The sequence below is a fragment of the Actinoplanes sp. HUAS TT8 genome, from assembly GCF_051380535.1.
Lineage (GTDB): Bacteria > Actinomycetota > Actinomycetes > Mycobacteriales > Micromonosporaceae > Actinoplanes.
Genome location: NZ_CP195646.1, coordinates 11077501 through 11094255, shown reverse-complemented (window position 1 = coordinate 11094255; position 16755 = coordinate 11077501). Strand labels below are relative to the sequence as shown.

Sequence of the window (16755 nt, the reverse complement as noted above, 5' to 3'; positions counted from 1 at the left end):
CCAGCCGAGACCAACAGCACCCCCACCCCACACCCCCCAGCACCAGCCCACCCACCCCAGCTGGCACTCAGTGCTGCATCCGGCACGGTTTTCGACCCTGAGCACCAGCCCACCCACCCCAGCTGGCACTCAGTGCTGCATCCGGCACGGTTTTCGACCCTGAGCGCCAGCTGGCCGGGCTCGGCTGGCGGTGAGGGCTGTCGGGGCGCCGCAGCTGGAGCGCAGCGGCGGCGGTGGCTGGTGCGGTTGGGTTCGGAGGCTGAAGGCGTACCCAAGCGGGTTGGAAACCGCGAGCAACAGCGGACAGCTCGCGGCGGCCGCAACAGTGACCCGAAGCGGATGCCTGCTGGGAAGCAACACCGCAACCACCCAGCAGCCGCAAGCGGACAGCAGCAACCTCGGACAACCGGGCGCACGCCGAAGGCGGCGCAAGCAAGCGGCCGGGCGGCGCTGACGGCACAGGAAGCGGCGACGCGAGCAAGCAATCAGGCGCGAGCCGCGGCGGTAGCGCAGGAAGCGGCGGCGCAGGAGCTGGCAGCGGCGGCGCCGGAGGTGACGGCATCGGCGAGCGGCGGCGCAAGCGGCACCGGCAGCAGCGGAGGCAGCGACAGCGACAGCGGGCACGATCCGATGACCAAGAGTTGCCGGGTCGCATCGCACGGTGGAAATTCGGATATTCCTGCATGATTCACAGTTGTCATCGACACCAACCGTCGCCCGGACAGGGCATCATGCTTCCGTGCGACGTTCCCCGAAGTGGCTTTTGACGATGGCGGCCGTGATCGTCCTGGGAGGTGTGGCCTTGCTAGCCAAGGGCGTGATCGGCAGCGACAGCGCCGCGGCCACGTTCCTCACCGGCAACACGGCGTCGCCGTCGCCGACCGGTCCGAGCCCGGAGGAGCTGGCCCGGATCGCGTGGGAGAAGAAGGTCAAGACCTTGGACGCCGCTTTGACGAAGTATGCGGCGACCGCCCCCGAGTTCTCGCTCGCCGTTCTCGACAAGAAGACCGGTCTGACGTACGCGTTCCGCGGGGACCAGAAGTTCGAGACCGCCAGCATCGTCAAGGTCCAGGTCCTGGCCTGCCTGTTGATGACCACGCAGGATGCCGGCCGCAAGCTCACCTCGCAGGAGGACGCGCTGGCCAAGAACATGATCCGCAACAGCGACAACGACTCCACGACCTCGCTGTTCACGAAGCTGGGCAAGCAGTCCGCGGTTCAGAAGTGTGACAAGCGGCTGGGTCTGACGCAGACGACGGTGAACAGTTCGTGGGGCCTGACCAGGACCACGGCCAAGGATCAGGTGAAGTTGCTGGCCCAGTTGGTGTCCGACAAGAGCCCGCTGACCGCGAGTTCCCGGAAGTACGCGCACACGCTGATGAGCACGGTCAACCCGGCCCAGCAGTGGGGTGTCCCGGCCGCGGCCAAGACCGGTGAGGATTTCACGGTGAAGAACGGCTGGCTGGGCCGCTCGACCGAGAACGGTCTTTACATCATCAACTCGGTCGGCCGGATCGTCGGCGACGACACCGACGTCTCCATCGCCGTGCTCTCTCACCTGAACAAGTCGGAGGCGAGCGGCCACAAGGTGGTCGAGACGGCGGCCAAGATGACCCGGACCTACCTCAAGTACTAGCCGCGGCGCGCTTGTTCCACCAGCCCACGGCCTGGTTGACGACGAGGATGAGCACGATCGCGGCGATGATGCCCTGCCACGGTTTCGGGAAGATCGAGCCGCCGGCCACCCCGATCCCGGCGTAGACGGCCGACCACAGGGCGCAGGCGGGCAGGTTGGCGGTCACGAAGGTGCGCCAGGGCAGGCCGGCGAACGCGGCGGCCAGCAGCACCGGCACGCGGCCGCCGGGGATCAGCCGGGACACCAGCAGCACCTGGATCTCGTGGGCCTTCAGTTTGTCCTTGACCGAGGCCAGGTGTTCCTCGTCGCGCAGCCAGCGCAGCCGCCGGGCGAGTTTCTCGCCGCCGAACCGGCACATCGCGTACATGGCCAGGTCGCCGACGTAGGCCCCGGCCGCGCCGGCGGCGATGACCAGCACGATGGTCACCGGGTGGTGTTCGTGGAAGGCGAGCGCGGCGGCGCTGCTGACCGCCGCCCCGGTCGGCACGATCGGGATGATCGCGCCGAAGCAGACCACGCCGAACAGCCAGGCCAGCGCGCCCAGCGCCCCCAGGGTGGCGATCACGCGGCCGGTCCCAGGGTCAACGTCTCGCCCTGTGTCAGCACCCGGACGCGGGTGTCGGGTGAGGTGCGGGCGGCCAGTTCGGCGAATCGGGGGCCGGGTTCGGCGAACATGTGCTGCCGCATCCGGCCCATCCCGATCGGCCAGAGCGTGCCGTAGTGCACCGGCACGGCCCAGGCCGCTTTGACCCGGCGCAGCGCCTCGGCCGCGTCGGCCGGGTCCAGATGCCCGTGCGCGCCGAGGGACGGACCCCAGCCGCCGACCGGGATCAGGGCCAGGTCGAGCGGCCCGAACTCGTGCATCCGGTCGAACAGGCCGGTGTCGCCCGCGAACCAGGTCCGGGCCTCGCCCTCGACGACGAATCCGATGGCCTCGGCCCGGTCGCGGGACCACGGACCGCGTCCGCCGTCGTGCTTGGCCGGGACGGCCCGCACCCGGACGGCGCCGACCTCGACCTCCTCGCCGGGCGCGACCTCCACGCAACGCCGGGCCGCGGCCGCGCCGAGAGCTTTCGCGGCGAACGCGGCGGCGCCGCGAGGCACGATCAAAAGAGGATTTCCCGGTACGGCCTTGAGCGACGCCACATGGAAGTGGTCCGCGTGCAGATGGGACAGCAGGACCGCGTCCGGTGCGCCGGGCAACCGTGGGGGCGGGCCGACCATCCGCCGCAGGTGCGCGAGCCGATCGGTGAGCACCGGGTCGGTCAGCAGGGTGACCCCCGAGTCGGCCAGCCACACGGTGCTGTGTCCCCACCAGGTGACCGTCGTCGTGCTCACCGGCTCACGGTACCCAGCCGCCGCAGTACCTGTCCGCACCGGTGCGCGTAGGCGCGCTGGACCAGCACCGCGAACGGCCCGGCGAGTCGCATCAGGGCACCGGCCGGGCGACTGAAAGCGGTCACCGCGAACCAGACGTCGTCGCGCTCGTCGCGTTCGACGACGAACGCCTCCTCGCCGCTCGCCGGGTGACCGGGCAGGGTTCCGTACCCAAATCCGATCTTGTTCTGGTCTTGGGTGATCCAGACCACTTCGCAGGGTGCGCTGACCGGTCCGAGTCCGATCGAGAGCCGCACGCCGGGGGCGGCCCGCTCGGCGTCGGTGCGGACCTTCGCGCCGGTCGCCCGGTGCATCCGGAAGGTCAGGACCGCCTCTCCGGCGGTGGTGAAGACGGTCTCGCCGGAGCCCAGGCGGGTCCGATGGCGCAGGTGGCGGTAGCCGTCCGGCAGTGGTCCGGTGCGGGTCAGCCCGACTTCGGGGTACGTCAAGGGAGTCACCCGTGAAAGTGTGCCCTTCCCGGGCCGGATTGATTCCTGAGTCGCAGCTGTGACGTTGCTCGGGCAAACTGTGGCCGTGACAGGACCCCGCTCGGCCGTTGTGGTGAACCCCGCCAAGGTGACCGATCCCGATCAACTCCGGAACACGCTCCGGAACACCCTCACCAGGGCCGGCTGGCCCGAGCCGGAGTGGTTCGAGACGACTCCCGAGGACCCGGGCCGGGGCCAGGCCAAGAAGGCCGTCGCGCGGGGCGCCGAGCTCGTCTTCGCGTGCGGCGGCGACGGCACGGTGACCGCCGTGGTGACCGCGCTCACCGGCACCGGCGTCGCGCTGGCGGTGCTGCCGGCCGGCACCGGGAACCTGCTCGCGGCCAACCTGGGGCTGGGCACCGACCCGGCGGCCGGGCTGCAGGTGGCGCTCGAAGGTGGCCGCCGCCGGATCGACGTCGGCGTGATCGGCGACCAGTGCTTCGTGGTGATGGCCGGGATGGGCTTCGACGCGAAGATGCTGCAGGACACGTCCGAGCGGGCGAAGAAGCACATCGGCTGGCCGGCCTACCTGTTCGGCGCGGCCAAGCACCTGCTGGACCGGCCGATGCGGGTGCGGATCCGGCTCGACGGCGGCCCGCCGATGCCCCGCCACCCGCGGACCGTGATCGTCGGCAACGTGGGCCGTCTCCAGGGCGGGGTGCGGCTGCTCAAGCGGGCGGTGCCGGACGACGGGCAGCTCAACGTGGCCATCATCAGCCCGAACAACCTGTTCCACTGGGCCGGGCTGATCGCCGGGGTGGCCGGGCGGCGCGAGCGCGTGCCGCGGATGGAGACGTTCACCGCCTCCCGGGTGGAGATCTACAGCAACCACGCCCAGCCCCGCCAGCTGGACGGCGATCTCATCGCGCCGGGCAAGGCCATGAAGATCTCCGTACGTCATAAGGCTCTTCTGCTCTGTGTTCCGCAACCCGACGCGGACCCGGACCTGGCCTACGACGCCAAGGCGGTCGCCAAGCGGGCCACTTCGCGGTGAGCAGCACCGAACCGGTCCCCGAGACGCGCACCATGGGCGGGGACGAGCTCTCGGCCGACGACGCGTACCTGGCGCTGCGCAACTACGGCGGCTGGCCGCTGTTCCGGGACGCGTTCATCCGCTTCCGCTACGGCGACGGCTTCAGTCACGCCCGCGCGTTCGCGCTGCAGCTCTGCCTGGCCATCGTCCCGTTCCTGATCGCCCTCTCCGGTCTCGCCACCGACCTGGGCGTGGAGTCGGGCGGTGAGGTCGTGGCCGACACCGTCATCGCGCTGACCCCGGGCGCCAGCGAGCCGGTGGTCCGCGAGCTGCTGATGGACGACGACCGCACCGAGGATGCCGGCGAGCTGGCCCTGGTCCTCGGTCTGATCACCGGCCTGATCGCCCTGACCACGGCGATGGCCCAGGTCGAGCGGGGCGCCAACCGCATCTACGGCGTCGAGCGGGACCGGCCGGCCCTGCCGAAGTACACCCGGGCCACGGTCCTCGCGTTCACCGCCGGGCTGCCGGCCCTGTTCGGCTTCCTGATCCTGGTCGCCGGGCGGGCGGCCGGCGAGTCGGCCGAGCGGCGCTTCCACATCGAGGGCTGGATCCGGGTCGGCTGGGACGTGGTGCGCTGGCCGCTGAGCCTGATCCTGATCGTCTACGCGGTCGGCGCGCTGTTCCGCCACGCGCCGCGACGCCAGCAGCCGGCGCTGTCCTGGCTGCTGTTCGGCGCCGTGGTGGCGACCGTGCTCTGGTGGGCGGCGAGTCTGCTGCTGGCCGGGTACATCCGGGTCAGCGGGAGCTTCGGGGCGACGTACGGGCCGCTCACCGCCATGATGGCGCTGCTGCTCTGGGCGAACCTGACCGGCCTGGCGTTCTTCCTCGGCCTGGCCTTCGCGGCCCAGCTGGAAGCCCGCCGGGTCGGCGCGAAACCCGCCCAGCCGGACCAGTGGGAACCGCACCACGACGTGCCCGCCCAGCGCACCCCGGGTGTACCGACCGACTCCGCGGGGTAAGGAACGCGGCACCCCCGACCACTTGGGAGCGTGCTGTGTCACAGGACAACCGAGTTGTGGAACGGTCCGGCTGGGCGCCGGTCCGGCACTTCGCCGAGCGCAGTGTGCTGGGCCTGATCGCGGTGATCGCGGTCGGCCTCGGCTTCGCGGCGCTCCTGCTGCTGGTCCGGTTCCACTGGACGCCGCTGCAGAACCTGGACCACCGCGTCGCCGAGGGGCTGAACCATCGGGTCGCGGCCTCGGACCTCGCGGTGAAGGTGTTGCAGCAGATCTCGACGTTCGGCGGGCGGGTCTTCATGATCTCGCTGGTCGCCGTCGTGGTCGCGATGCTGCTGATCCGGCGGCGGCCGCGGCTCGCGCTCTACCTGGTCGTCACCGGGGTCGGCGCGATGATCCTCGACCCGTCGCTGAAGGTCCTGGTCGGACGGGTCCGGCCGGTGCTGGAGACCCCGGTCGCGCACGCCCCCGGCAACAGCTTCCCGAGCGGGCACGCCCTCGGCTCGATGATCGTCTACGGGATGCTGGCCCTGGTGCTCCTGCCCGGTGTCCGCCGCCGTTGGCGTCCCCTGTTCCTCGGCCTGATCGGGCTGATCGTGGCGCTGATCGGGTTCAGCCGGATCGCGCTCGGCGTGCACTTCCTCTCCGACGTGCTGGCCGGGTGGCTGCTCGGGATCGCCTGGATCAGCACCACGGCGTACGCCTTCCGGGTGTGGCGCCGCGAGGCCGGGCACTCGTCCTCCCCGGCCCGGGAGGGACTGGAACCGGAGGCCGCCACCGACCTGCGGCTCGCGCCGGCCGAGGAGGCCGTCCTGCCGCACCCGTGGGCCAAGGCGGCGGAGATCCTGGTCGGCTGGGTGCTGACGTTCGGCCTGCTCTACGTGGCCGGCTACAGCTTCACCAGGTGGAACCCGGCCTGGGACGACGGTTTCTGCCGCTGGCTGCAGACGTTCCGCACCCCCGGTCTGGACCAGGTGAGCTGGCTGTGGAGCAAGGCCGGGGACACCCACGCGATTCTCACCGTCTCGCTGATCGTCTGCCCGCTCGCGCTGGCCCTGTGGCGTCAGTGGCGTCCGGTGCTGTTCCTGGTCCTGGCCATGGTCGGCGAGCTCACCCTGTTCCTGACCAGCGCGGCCGCGGTCGGCCGACCCCGCCCCGGGGTCGAGCAGTTGGACGGGCAGATGCCGACGTCGTCGTTCCCGTCCGGGCACATCGCGGCCACCATCTGCCTGTGGAGCGCGATCGCGATCATCGTGATGGCCCGGGTCCGTAAGCCCTGGCGCTGGGTTTTCCCGGTGCTCGCGGTGGTCATGCCGCTCGGCGTGGCGCTGTCCCGGATGTACCGTGGGATGCACCACCCGACCGACGTCCTCGGCGCCTGCCTGCTCGCCGCGGCCTGGCTGTCGGTGCTGTGGTGGGTCGTCCGGCCGAACGCGCACGCGGTCACCGCCGCCGAGGCCGCCGTGGAGAACCGGCAGTTGGTGGTCGCCTGATGCGCTTCATGACCTGGAACATCAAGACCGGTGGGGTGGACCGCGGTCAGCGCTTCCGGCTGCCGTCCGTCGCCGAGGTGATCTCGGCCGAGAAACCCGACGTCCTGGCCCTGCAGGAGCTGCGCGACTTCCACCGCAACGACGGCCGGCGGATGACCGAGCTGGCCGGCGCCGTCGGGATGACCGCGCACCTGGCCCGGTCCCTGATCGGCATGCCGGTGGCCGTGCTGGTCCGTGAGCCGCTGCGGATGACCCACACGGCCAGCGTCACCTGGCGGCTGCACCACGCGGCCTCGGTGGCGGTGATCGCGACCGGATCCGGGCCGCTCACCGTGGTCAGCGCGCACCTCAACCCGTTCTCGCCGTACCGGCGGATGCGGGAGGCCCGCTGGCTGGCCGCCCGCTATGTGAGTTCTTCACCGCGGATCGTGGTGGCCGGGGACCTGAACGGCCTCGACCCGGACAGTGACCACACCGAAGCCCTGGCCAGCCAGCCCTCCATGTTCCGCAAACGCCACCTGCACCGCGACGGCACGGTCGACAGCCGTGCGGTGGCCGCCTTCGGCCTGATCGACCTGTGGGGGCGGGCCGGCGAGGGCGACGGGCGCACCGTCCCGACCACCCAGGGCGGTGGCCGCGAGTTCGGCGGCATGCGCCTCGACTACGTCCTGGCCTCCCCGCCGGTCGCGGCCACCGCCCACGACATGCGCGTCATCCGGGGCGGCCCCGCCGAACACGCCTCCGACCACTACCCGGTCCGCCTCGACCTCGACCTCTGACCCACCCCCACCGGGGCCGAGCCCGGCGCCGCCCCACTGAAGCCAGCTGGCGCTCACGGCTGATCCCAGCCCGTTTTACGACCGTGAGCACCAGCCGGCCAACCGCAAGCCGCGAACCCCGCCGGGGCCGAACCGGCACCGCGGCCCGGCAAAGCCGGCTGGCGCTCACGGCTGCTCCCAGCCCGATTTACAGCCGTGAGCACCAGCCGGCCCACCGCGAGCCGCGAACCACGCCGGGGCCGAGCCGGCGCCGCGGCCCGGCGAAGCCGGCTGGCGCTCAGGGCTGCTTCTGGCCCGTTTTACGACCGTGAGCACCAGCTGGACCCTGCGCGAGGCGCGAGGTGGGCTGGAGGGGAGCTTCGGGGCGGGCGGCGCGGAAGATGGGTTTTAGGCGTCGACCGGGCGGTGGGCCGCCGGGCGGGTCGCGTGACCGCCGCCGCCGCTGTGACCGCCGGTGACGCCCAGGTCGTAGGCCGACTCGCCGTGCACGGCCAGGTCGAGTCCGCCGTGCTCGTGCTCGGCGGTCACCCGGAATCCGACGGTCCGGTTCAGCACGGTCGCGATGATCCACGTCGCCCCGAACGAGAAGGCCGCCACGGTCACCGCCGCCAGCGTCTGCCGCCCGAACAGCGACAGCCCGCCCCCGAAGAACAGTCCACGCGGCCCTCCGGTGGCCGTCGCCGTGGCCAGCAGACCGATGAGGATCGTCCCGAGGAAGCCACCCACCCCGTGCACTCCGGCCACGTCGAGCGAGTCGTCCAGTCCCAGCCGGTGTTTGAGCCCGACCACGTATCCGCACAGTGCACCCGCGGCCACGCCGATCAGCAGGGCGCAGAACGGGTTCACCGACCCGCACGCCGGGGTGATGGCGACCAGTCCGGCCACCGCCCCGGAGGCCGCGCCGAGCGTGGTCGCGTGCCCGTCGCGCAGGCGTTCCACGATGAGCCAGCCGGCGATCCCGGCCGCCCCGGACACCTGGGTGTTGAAGAATGCGAGGGCGGCCGACCCGTTCGCGGCGAGGGCTGATCCGGCGTTGAAGCCGAACCAGCCGAACCACAGCAGTCCGGCCCCGAGCACGACCAGCGGCATGCTGTGCGGGCGCATCGGGTCGGAGCGGAAGCCCAGCCGCTGTCCGAGAACGATCGCCAGGGCCAGCCCGGACGCCCCGGAGTTGATCTCGACCACGGTGCCGCCGGCCAGGTCGAGGATGCGCAGGTGGGCCGCGATCCAGCCGTCCGGGGTGAACACCCAGTGCGCGATCGGCGCGTAGACCAGGGTCACCCAGATCGCCACGAAGATCACCCAGGTGCTGAACTTGGCCCGGTCGGCGATGGCTCCGCTGAGCAGCGCGGCCGTGATGATCGCGAACATCATCTGGAAGGCCGCGAAGACGAGGGTCGGCGTCGAGCCGGTGACCGAGTCCGGTCCGATGCCGGCCATCCCGGCCAGGCTCAGGTTCCCGATCAGCCCGTGCCCGGTGTCCGGCCCGAAGGCCAGCGAGTACCCGTAGGTCACCCAGATCACGCTGACCACGGCCAGGCAGGCGAACGTCATCATCAGCATGTTCAGGGTGCTCTTGATCCGCACCATGCCGCCGTAGAAGAGCGCCAGGCCGGGGATCATGAGGAGGACCAGCGCGGCGCTGACCAGCAGCCAGGCCGTGTCCCCGGAGTCCGGAACTGCGGGCATGCGACCTCCAGGGCCGTGGAATCGGATCGGGCGGCCCCGTTGCCGGAGATCAGAGTCGCCACGGCCGGTTTCACCCCGGGAACCCGTGGGTTTCGGACGTGTTACAGAAGAATCTCCGAGGTGATCTCGTCATGGAAGGGAAACTCGGCGCGATCCGGCCGCCGGCCAACCCGCATACTCGCGACATGACGATCGAGTTCCCGTCGCCGACCCGCCCCGCCGCCGGCACCGCCGACGTCTTCACGGGCTACCTGTCGTACTTCCGCGAGACGCTGCTCGCCAAGGTTTCCGCGCTTCCCGAGGGTGAGCGCCGGACGAGCCGGCTGCCGTCCGGTTGGACCCCGGTCGAGCTGGTCAAACATCTGAGGTTTGTCGAGCTGCGCTGGATCGAGTGGGGTTTCGAGGGTGTCGCGTTCGACGACCCGTGGGGTGACCGCAACGTCGACCGCTGGTATGTCGCCCCGGAGGAGAGTTTCGCCGAGCTGGCCGACGCGCTGCGGGCGCAGGGCGCGCACACCGACAAGGTGGTCGCCGAGAACGATCTGGGCGCGGCCGGTAAGCCGGGCCCGCGCTGGGACGGTGCTGAGCCGCCGACTCTCGAGCGCATCCTGTTCCACCTGGTCCAGGAGTACGCCCGTCACGTCGGCCACGTCGACGTCGTGGTCGAGCTCGCGGTCGGCGCGGTCGGGGAGTAAGAACTTCACGATCAAAAAGGCCCGATTTCCCCGTACGGGAAAATGGTTGTGCGGCGAGGCCGCTGGAGAGCGACCCCGCCGCACGGACCTCAGGCACCAGCGGCCCCGCGTCGGAGAGTGTGGGCTTCGGACAGCGCCGATGGCACCGGAGGCGGGCAGTGGAGCGCCGGCCCTCGGGGAGAGAGCCGGCGCCCGCGGTCGGTCCGGTGGATCAGAAGACCGAGACGCCGTAGACGCTGAGCGGCTCGACGACCGGCTGGAAGTAGGTGACGCCGCCGGAGGTGCAGTTACCGCTGCCGCCCGAGGTCAGGCCGAGCGCGGTGGTGCCGGAGTAGAGCGAGCCGCCGCTGTCGCCCGGCTCGGCGCAGACGGTGGTCCGGATGAGGCCGGAGACCGAACCCTCCGAGTAGTTGACCGTGCTGTTCAGCGCCGTGACGCGACCGGAGTGGATGCCCGTGGTGGAGCCGCGGCGGTAGACCGTGGCGCCGACCGCCGGGGTGCCGGCCGAGGTGATGTCCTGGGAGCCGACCGCGCCGCTGATGGTCACCGACGTGGTCGTGTACTTCACGATGCCGTAGTCGTTGCCCGGGAAGCTGGTGCCGGCCCGGGTGCCCAGCGTCGTGGAGCCGTTGGTCCAGGTGGCGCCGACGTTGGTGCAGTGACCGGCGGTCAGGAAGTACTTCACGCCGGAGCTGCTCTGCACGTTGAAGCCGAGCGAGCACCGCGCGCCGCTCACGTAGATCGCGTCGCCGCCGGAGATCCGGGTGCTGATCTTGCCGGAGATGGTCTCGATCCGCGCGCTGTCACCCAGCTTGGCGACGGTCGCCTTGACCGCGGCCAGCTTGGCACCGGTCACGCTCTCGTCGACGCTGACCACGACCTGGTTGGTGAGCGGGTCGACGGCGAAGGCGGTGCCGGGGGTCTTCAGGTTGGTCTTCAGGTTGGCGTCGGCCGCCGCGAGGGTGGCGCCGCTGCGGGCCACGTAGCGCGGGGTGGCACCGGACGCCGTCACCTCGGCCGCGGTGGCCGCGTCGGTGACGTTGACCACCAGCTTGCCCGAGGCGTCCAGGTAGGACCCGGCGTCACGGGTGCCCAGCTGGGTGTCGAGCTTGCTGGCCAGCGCGGACGGCGCGAACGACGCGTCACCCACGGCCGGGGCAGCCGTGGCGGGTGACGTGGCGAGCAAGCCGCTGCCGACAAGAATGCCGACCGCCAGGCCGACGATCGGTCGGCGAAGCTTCGGGTTGAGCACGGTTCCTCCCAGGGGGATTGGGTAGGTGGCGTGCCGGTCCGGCACACCCGTGCTCGCAAGTATTCAAAGTGATCGATGATGTGGCAAGGACCGGTCAATCCGGAACAATAGTGATCAAGTGACCGCTGACCTGCGGAAACGTCGGCCCCATAGTGCCCGGGTTATGACCCTTTCGGGATGAATCCCGATCACCGATCCTGTACGGCGATGGGCGCGTCATCGGCGAGCCGGTAGCCCAGCCCGTACACCGTCGTGATCAGCTCCGGGTCGTCCAGCTTGGTCCGCAGGCGGCTCACGTGCACGTCCACGGTCCGGTTGGTGGTGTGCCGGTGCCCCCAGACGTGGGTGAGCAACTGGGTCCGGCTGAACACCTGGCGCGGGTGCTGGGCCAGGAACAGCAGCAGGTCGTACTCCAACCGGCTCAGGTCGAGCCGCTTGCCGTCCCGCAGGGCGGTGCGCGCCCGCGGGTCCAGGACGATCTCCCCGTCCCGCGAGTCGGCGACCTCGGGCAGGTCCACCTCGACCGCGGCTCCCGGACCGGCCGCGTCGACCAGCTCACGCAGCGCGGCCAGCACTCGATCCCGGCCCCCCGTGCCCCCGGCGATGCTGATCGTGACCGTGACCGGCGCCTCTTCCTTCTCCAGATCGGTCTTTCCCAGATCCGGAACCGGCCGCAGGCTCGGGCGGGTATGGGTGGCACGCGGATGAGCGATGGCGAGCGCGGACATGTGCGACTCCTTCGACGGCGACTGCCACCGGATCCGGTGGCACCTGGCAAGGATATAATTCCTATCTGTTAGATAGGCATACCGCATGCTAGTCATGCACGCCACATCACACCAGGCCCCACGCGACCCGATCCTGCTCAGCGCGGTTCCGGTTACGCTCGGGGCGACCGTCCTACCTGGCCAGATACCCACCTAGCCCATCTTTTTACTAGGATTTGGGATCGCCGTTGACCAAAGGCAAAAAACCCCGCAGGGTGAAGCAGCACGAGAAATTCTCAACTGGTGGACATCTGAGGAGAGGAGGCGCGGCGCTCACCGGGCCGCATCCGGTCCGAACGCCGCCAAGCCGATGACCAAAATTGTTGTGGTGTCCGGCAATCCCCGCGCCGGTTCCCGGACGTCGACCCTGGCCATCGCGGTCGGCGAGGCCGTCGCGGCCCGACTCGGCGCCCCCGCCCCGGCCGTCATCGAGGTCGGCGAACTCGGCGCCGGCCTGCTCACCAAGGGCGACGAGCCCACCGCGGCCGCGGTCGCCGCCCTGAACGAGGCCGACCTGCTGGTGGTCGCCACCCCGACCTACAAGGGCAGCTACACCGGCGTCCTCAAGGTGCTCCTGGACCAGCTGCAGAACCAGGCCCTGGCCGGCAAACGCGCCGTCCCGGTGGTCACCGCCGGCGTCGCCCCGCAGGCCGCCGCCGCCGAGGCCCTGCTCCGCCAACTGCTCGGCGAGCTCGGGGCCACCGTGGTCGAGCCGGGCCTGCCGGTCGTCGAGGCCGACCTGCCGGACACGGCGGAGATCGCCCAGAAGTACGCGGCCCTGTTCGCCTGACCAACGCGGTGGGCCCCGGCACCCGGCCGGGGCCCACACGTTCAAGTCGTCAGACGCCCGGGTCGATCCGGATCGTGAACTCCTGCGCGGCGCTGCCACCCCACAGGTCGGCGAACCCGACCGTGAACGTCGCCGTCTCGCCCGCCGACGCCGTCGGCACCCCGCTGATCGCGCCGGTCTCCGAGTCCAGCATCAGCCCCTCGGGCAGCGCGCCGGCGGTCACCGTCCACGTCCCGTTCCGTGCGTCCACGGTGCTCAGCTGCCCCTCGTAGTCCACACCGGCCTGCCCGCTCGGCAGCATCGCGTCGTCGATCACCGGCGCGTCGGCCACCACCGGGATGACGATGGTCTGCGTCACCGACTGCGGCACGAAGTCGGTGAACCGCACGCTCACCGAGAACTCCCCCGGCTCGGTCGGCGTCCCGGTGATCACACCACCGCGGCTGAGCTCCAGCCCGGGCGGCATCTCCCCGCCCGCCATCGACCAGCTCCCGATCCGGCCGACCTTCAAATTCACCCTTCCGGCGTACGGCGTACCGACCGTCCCCGCAGCAGCCCGGGTCGTCGCGATCACCGGCTTGGCCGGGGGCGCCGTCACGAACAGCAGCCGGTTCGGTGACCCCTTCCGGTCGGCCACCTTGCCCGTCGTCGCGTTCGCCTTGAGCCGGCTCTGCACCTGCGCCGGCGTCAGGCTCGGGCTCGCGTCCAGCAGCAGCGCGGCCGCACCGGCCACGTGCGGGGAAGCCATCGAGGTGCCGCTGTAGACGGCCGTGGCCGTGTTGCTGTCGGCCACCGACGACCGGATGTTCACCCCGGGCGCGAAAAGGTCCACCACACTGCCGTAGTTGGAGAAGTAGGCCCGCTTGTCCTTCCCGTCGGTCGCCCCGACGGTGACCGCCGCGGCCACGTCGGCCGGGCTGCTCCAGACCGCGTTGGTGTTCTCGTTGCCGGCCGCCACCACGTAGGTGACACCGGACGCGATCGACTGCTGCACCGCCAGATCCAGCGACGGGCTCGCATCGCCGCCCATGCTCATGTTCGCCACGGCCGGCTTGACCGCGTTCCGGGTGACCCAGTCCACCCCGTCGATCACGTCCGACAGGTAGCCGCCGCCCTCACAGTCCAGCACCCGCACGGCCACGAGCTGCACCTTCTTGGCCACACCGTAGTGGGCGCCACCGATCGTCCCGGCCACGTGCGTGCCGTGCCCGTTGCAGTCCGCGGCGTTGCTGTCCCGGTCGGCGAAGTCGTACCCGTAGGTGGCCCGCCCCCCGAACTCCTGATGCCCGATCCGGATCCCGGTGTCGATCACGTACGCGTGAACCGCCGAACCGTCGTCGGTGGCCGTGTAGCTGTTGGACAGCTTCACCGCCCGCTGGTCGATCCGGTCCAGCCCCCAGGTCGGGTTCTTCTGCCCGGCAACCCCGATCCGCTGCGCCCCCGCGGCCCCACCCAGCCCCGCCGCGCTCAGCGCCGATGTCCCAGCGGCCCGGGCCAGCCCCGTCGTCCCGGCCGGCTGGGCCGGGCTCGGGCTCTCCGCGCCGGCCAGGTGGACACGGCGGTCCTGCTCGACCGAGCGGACCGACGGGTCGGCGGCCAGTCGCCGAGCCTCCACCGCGGTCAGCTGCGCCGCGTAGCCCGGAATCCCCTGGAAGCTGCGAATCACCTTTCCGGTCCCGAGGCTGTGCACACTCGGGGCGGTCCCCCGGTTCTTGAGAGTCACGATGTATCGCCCCGGCACCGCACCGGGCGCGTCGGCCCCGATCACGGTGCCGACAGCAAACGCGGGGGCAGGAGCAGCCAGGGCCGCCGAGGCGGCAACCGCCGAGGTGACAATCGCACCGAGGGTCCACTTACGCATGCCCACCGAGATCGGTTGTCTGATCGTTCGGTTGAGGCCCCGGATCACCCGAACCCGTCTGCCACCGAACCGCGCCCGTTCCCGGCCGCCCCCGTTCCCCGCCGGCCCCATTCTCGGCCGCCCCTGTTCCCGGCAGGTCCCGTTCCCGGCCTGTTTTCGGGTTGTCGGCCTCAGGGGCCGGCATCACTCGATTGGCCCCTGAATTCGGGCAAAAGAAAAGGCCCACCCCGTATGGGGTGGGCCTAATCTGTAAGTTAAGTCCGGCGGCGTCCTACTCTCCCACACCCTCCCGAGTGCAGTACCATCGGCGCTGGAGGGCTTAGCTACCGGGTTCGGAATGTAACCGGGCGTTTCCCCTCCGCTATGACCACCGAAACAACTGTCAGCAGAACCAACCAGCAACCCGTAATCACTTACAGGGTGGTTGTTCGTTTGCTGTGAATCACACAGTGGACGCAAGTAAAATGTTTAGGGTGGTTAAGCCCTCGGCCTATTAGTACCGGTCAACTCAACACGTTACCGTGCTTACATCTCCGGCCTATCAACCCAGTAGTCTAGCTGGGAGCCTTACCCACTCAAGGTGGTGGGATACCTCATCTCGAAGCGAGCTTCCCGCTTAGATGCTTTCAGCGGTTATCCCTTCCGAACGTAGCCAACCAGCCGTGCCCTTGGCAGGACAACTGGCACACCAGAGGTTCGTCCGTCCCGGTCCTCTCGTACTAGGGACAGCCCTTCTCAAGTATCCAACGCGCACGGCGGATAGGGACCGAACTGTCTCACGACGTTCTAAACCCAGCTCGCGTACCGCTTTAATGGGCGAACAGCCCAACCCTTGGGACCTGCTACAGCCCCAGGATGCGACGAGCCGACATCGAGGTGCCAAACCATCCCGTCGATATGGACTCTTGGGGAAGATCAGCCTGTTATCCCCGGGGTACCTTTTATCCGTTGAGCGACACCGCTTCCACACGCAAGTGCCGGATCACTAGTCCCGACTTTCGTCCCTGCTCGACCCGTCAGTCTCACAGTCAAGCTCCCTTATGCACTTACACTCAACACCTGATTGCCAACCAGGCTGAGGGAACCTTTGGGCGCCTCCGTTACCCTTTAGGAGGCAACCGCCCCAGTTAAACTACCCACCAGACACTGTCCCTCGACCCGATCAGGGCCGCAAGTTAGATACCCAAACCCAACAGAGTGGTATTTCAACAATGACTCCACCCGAACTGGCGTCCGAGCTTCACAGTCTCCCACCTATCCTACACAATCGAATTCAGATACCAATGTCAAGCTATAGTAAAGGTCCCGGGGTCTTTCCGTCCTGCCGCGCGTAACGAGCATCTTTACTCGTACTGCAATTTCGCCGGGCCTGTGGTTGAGACAGTGGGGAAGTCGTTACGCCATTCGTGCAGGTCGGAACTTACCCGACAAGGAATTTCGCTACCTTAGGATGGTTATAGTTACCACCGCCGTTTACTGGCGCTTAAGTTCTCCGCCTCGCCCCGAAGAGCTAACAGGTCCCCTTAACGTTCCAGCACCGGGCAGGCGTCAGTCCATATACATCGTCTTACGACTTGGCATGGACCTGTGTTTTTAGTAAACAGTCGCTTCCCCCTGCTCTCTGCGGCCATACCACGCTCCACCAGCAAGTGGCTTCACGCGTCCGGCCCCCCTTCTCCCTAAGTTACGGGGGCAATTTGCCGAGTTCCTTAACCACAGTTCACCCGTCGCCTCGGTATTCTCTACCTGACCACCTGTGTCGGTTTAGGGTACGGGCCGCTCGAAACATCGCTAGAGGCTTTTCTCGGCAGCATAGGATCAATGACTTCACCAGAACGGCTCGGCATCACGTCTCAGCCTATTGCCATGCGGATTTGCCTACATGACGGCCTACACGCTTACCCCGGCACAACCACCGGCCGGGCTCATCTACCTT

At 69.4% G+C, this 16755-nt stretch carries 14 protein-coding genes and 2 rRNA genes (1 of these 16 only partly in view); 7 read left to right on the top strand and 9 right to left on the bottom strand.

Annotation, left to right across the window (positions count from 1 at the left end; all coding sequences use genetic code 11):
* Nucleotides 1–739: 739 nt before the first annotated feature.
* Entirely contained in the window at nucleotides 740–1636 is an 897-nt protein-coding gene (locus ACSHV8_RS49565) for a serine hydrolase (RefSeq protein WP_436527448.1), read from the top strand.
* Here ACSHV8_RS49565 and ACSHV8_RS49560 read toward each other — a convergent pair.
* The 3 genes from ACSHV8_RS49560 to ACSHV8_RS49550 are packed head-to-tail and all read right to left on the bottom strand — an operon-like array spanning nucleotide 1626 to nucleotide 3471.
* Nucleotides 1626–2201, bottom strand: a complete 576-nt coding sequence (locus ACSHV8_RS49560; RefSeq protein WP_436527447.1) for a DedA family protein — start codon at nucleotides 2199–2201, stop codon at nucleotides 1626–1628. The two genes, ACSHV8_RS49565 and ACSHV8_RS49560, sit on opposite strands and share 11 nt — an antisense overlap.
* Nucleotides 2198–2974: an MBL fold metallo-hydrolase gene (locus ACSHV8_RS49555; protein WP_436527446.1), complete on the bottom strand. Its 777-nt coding sequence runs from the start codon at nucleotides 2972–2974 to the stop codon at nucleotides 2198–2200. The genes ACSHV8_RS49560 and ACSHV8_RS49555 overlap by 4 nt, the downstream gene beginning before the upstream one ends.
* Nucleotides 2971–3471, bottom strand: a complete 501-nt coding sequence (locus ACSHV8_RS49550) for a DUF1990 family protein (RefSeq protein WP_436527445.1) — start codon at nucleotides 3469–3471, stop codon at nucleotides 2971–2973. Before ACSHV8_RS49550 ends, ACSHV8_RS49555 begins: the two co-directional genes overlap by 4 nt.
* Nucleotides 3472–3547: 76 nt before the next feature.
* Here ACSHV8_RS49550 and ACSHV8_RS49545 point away from each other — a divergent pair, with 76 nt between their 5' ends.
* Genes ACSHV8_RS49545 through ACSHV8_RS49530 form a run of 4 tightly spaced genes read left to right on the top strand, consistent with a single transcriptional unit; the run spans nucleotide 3548 to nucleotide 7765 of the window.
* Complete coding sequence (locus tag ACSHV8_RS49545; RefSeq protein WP_436527444.1) at nucleotides 3548–4495, top strand: diacylglycerol/lipid kinase family protein; 948 nt, start codon at nucleotides 3548–3550, stop codon at nucleotides 4493–4495.
* A complete protein-coding gene (locus ACSHV8_RS49540) occupies nucleotides 4492–5496 on the top strand; it encodes a YihY/virulence factor BrkB family protein (protein WP_436527443.1) in 1005 nt (334 codons plus the stop codon). Before ACSHV8_RS49545 ends, ACSHV8_RS49540 begins: the two co-directional genes overlap by 4 nt.
* A gap of 35 nt (nucleotides 5497–5531) precedes the next feature.
* On the top strand, nucleotides 5532–6986 hold the full coding sequence (locus ACSHV8_RS49535; protein ID WP_436527442.1) for a phosphatase PAP2 family protein: 1455 nt from the start codon (nucleotides 5532–5534) through the stop codon (nucleotides 6984–6986).
* A complete protein-coding gene (locus ACSHV8_RS49530) occupies nucleotides 6986–7765 on the top strand; it encodes an endonuclease/exonuclease/phosphatase family protein (RefSeq protein ID WP_436527441.1) in 780 nt (259 codons plus the stop codon). The genes ACSHV8_RS49535 and ACSHV8_RS49530 overlap by 1 nt, the downstream gene beginning before the upstream one ends.
* A gap of 387 nt (nucleotides 7766–8152) precedes the next feature.
* On the opposite strand, the gene ACSHV8_RS49525 is transcribed toward ACSHV8_RS49530, so the two are convergent.
* The gene (locus ACSHV8_RS49525) at nucleotides 8153–9454 is read right to left on the bottom strand and encodes an ammonium transporter (protein ID WP_436527440.1); all 1302 of its coding nucleotides are present in this window, start codon (nucleotides 9452–9454) and stop codon (nucleotides 8153–8155) included.
* A gap of 185 nt (nucleotides 9455–9639) precedes the next feature.
* Here ACSHV8_RS49525 and ACSHV8_RS49520 point away from each other — a divergent pair, with 185 nt between their 5' ends.
* On the top strand, nucleotides 9640–10149 hold the full coding sequence (locus ACSHV8_RS49520; RefSeq protein WP_436527439.1) for a mycothiol transferase: 510 nt from the start codon (nucleotides 9640–9642) through the stop codon (nucleotides 10147–10149).
* A 211-nt stretch (nucleotides 10150–10360) separates the two neighbouring features.
* Here ACSHV8_RS49520 and ACSHV8_RS49515 read toward each other — a convergent pair whose 3' ends face one another.
* Both ACSHV8_RS49515 and ACSHV8_RS49510 read right to left on the bottom strand, forming a co-directional pair.
* Nucleotides 10361–11401 carry a S1 family peptidase gene (locus ACSHV8_RS49515; RefSeq protein ID WP_436527438.1) on the bottom strand — a complete coding sequence of 347 codons (1041 nt, stop codon included), beginning with the start codon at nucleotides 11399–11401 and terminating at the stop codon, nucleotides 10361–10363.
* Between the two features lie 188 nt (nucleotides 11402–11589).
* Entirely contained in the window at nucleotides 11590–12129 is a 540-nt protein-coding gene (locus ACSHV8_RS49510) for a winged helix-turn-helix domain-containing protein (RefSeq protein ID WP_436527437.1), read from the bottom strand.
* A 349-nt stretch (nucleotides 12130–12478) separates the two neighbouring features.
* Here ACSHV8_RS49510 and ACSHV8_RS49505 point away from each other — a divergent pair, with 349 nt between their 5' ends.
* Nucleotides 12479–12958 carry an NAD(P)H-dependent oxidoreductase gene (locus ACSHV8_RS49505; RefSeq protein ID WP_436527436.1) on the top strand — a complete coding sequence of 160 codons (480 nt, stop codon included), beginning with the start codon at nucleotides 12479–12481 and terminating at the stop codon, nucleotides 12956–12958.
* A 49-nt stretch (nucleotides 12959–13007) separates the two neighbouring features.
* Here the strand turns inward: ACSHV8_RS49505 and ACSHV8_RS49500 are convergent, their stop codons facing one another.
* The 3 genes from ACSHV8_RS49500 to ACSHV8_RS49490 form a co-directional block, all read right to left on the bottom strand.
* Nucleotides 13008–14819, bottom strand: a complete 1812-nt coding sequence (locus ACSHV8_RS49500; RefSeq protein ID WP_436527435.1) for a S8 family peptidase — start codon at nucleotides 14817–14819, stop codon at nucleotides 13008–13010.
* A gap of 258 nt (nucleotides 14820–15077) precedes the next feature.
* Nucleotides 15078–15194, bottom strand: a 5S ribosomal RNA gene (gene rrf / locus ACSHV8_RS49495).
* Between the two features lie 98 nt (nucleotides 15195–15292).
* Nucleotides 15293–16755 (bottom strand): 23S ribosomal RNA (locus ACSHV8_RS49490) (it continues 1612 nt past the right edge of the window).

Coding starts and splice junctions, on each gene's coding strand:
- ACSHV8_RS49530 (WP_436527441.1), top strand. CDS start 6,986: ATGCGCTTCATGACCTGGAACATCAAGACCGGTGGGGTGGACCGCGGT.
- ACSHV8_RS49525 (WP_436527440.1), bottom strand. CDS start 9,454: ATGCCCGCAGTTCCGGACTCCGGGGACACGGCCTGGCTGCTGGTCAGC.
- ACSHV8_RS49520 (WP_436527439.1), top strand. CDS start 9,640: ATGACGATCGAGTTCCCGTCGCCGACCCGCCCCGCCGCCGGCACCGCC.
- ACSHV8_RS49510 (WP_436527437.1), bottom strand. CDS start 12,129: ATGTCCGCGCTCGCCATCGCTCATCCGCGTGCCACCCATACCCGCCCG.
- ACSHV8_RS49505 (WP_436527436.1), top strand. CDS start 12,479: ATGACCAAAATTGTTGTGGTGTCCGGCAATCCCCGCGCCGGTTCCCGG.
- ACSHV8_RS49500 (WP_436527435.1), bottom strand. CDS start 14,819: ATGCGTAAGTGGACCCTCGGTGCGATTGTCACCTCGGCGGTTGCCGCC.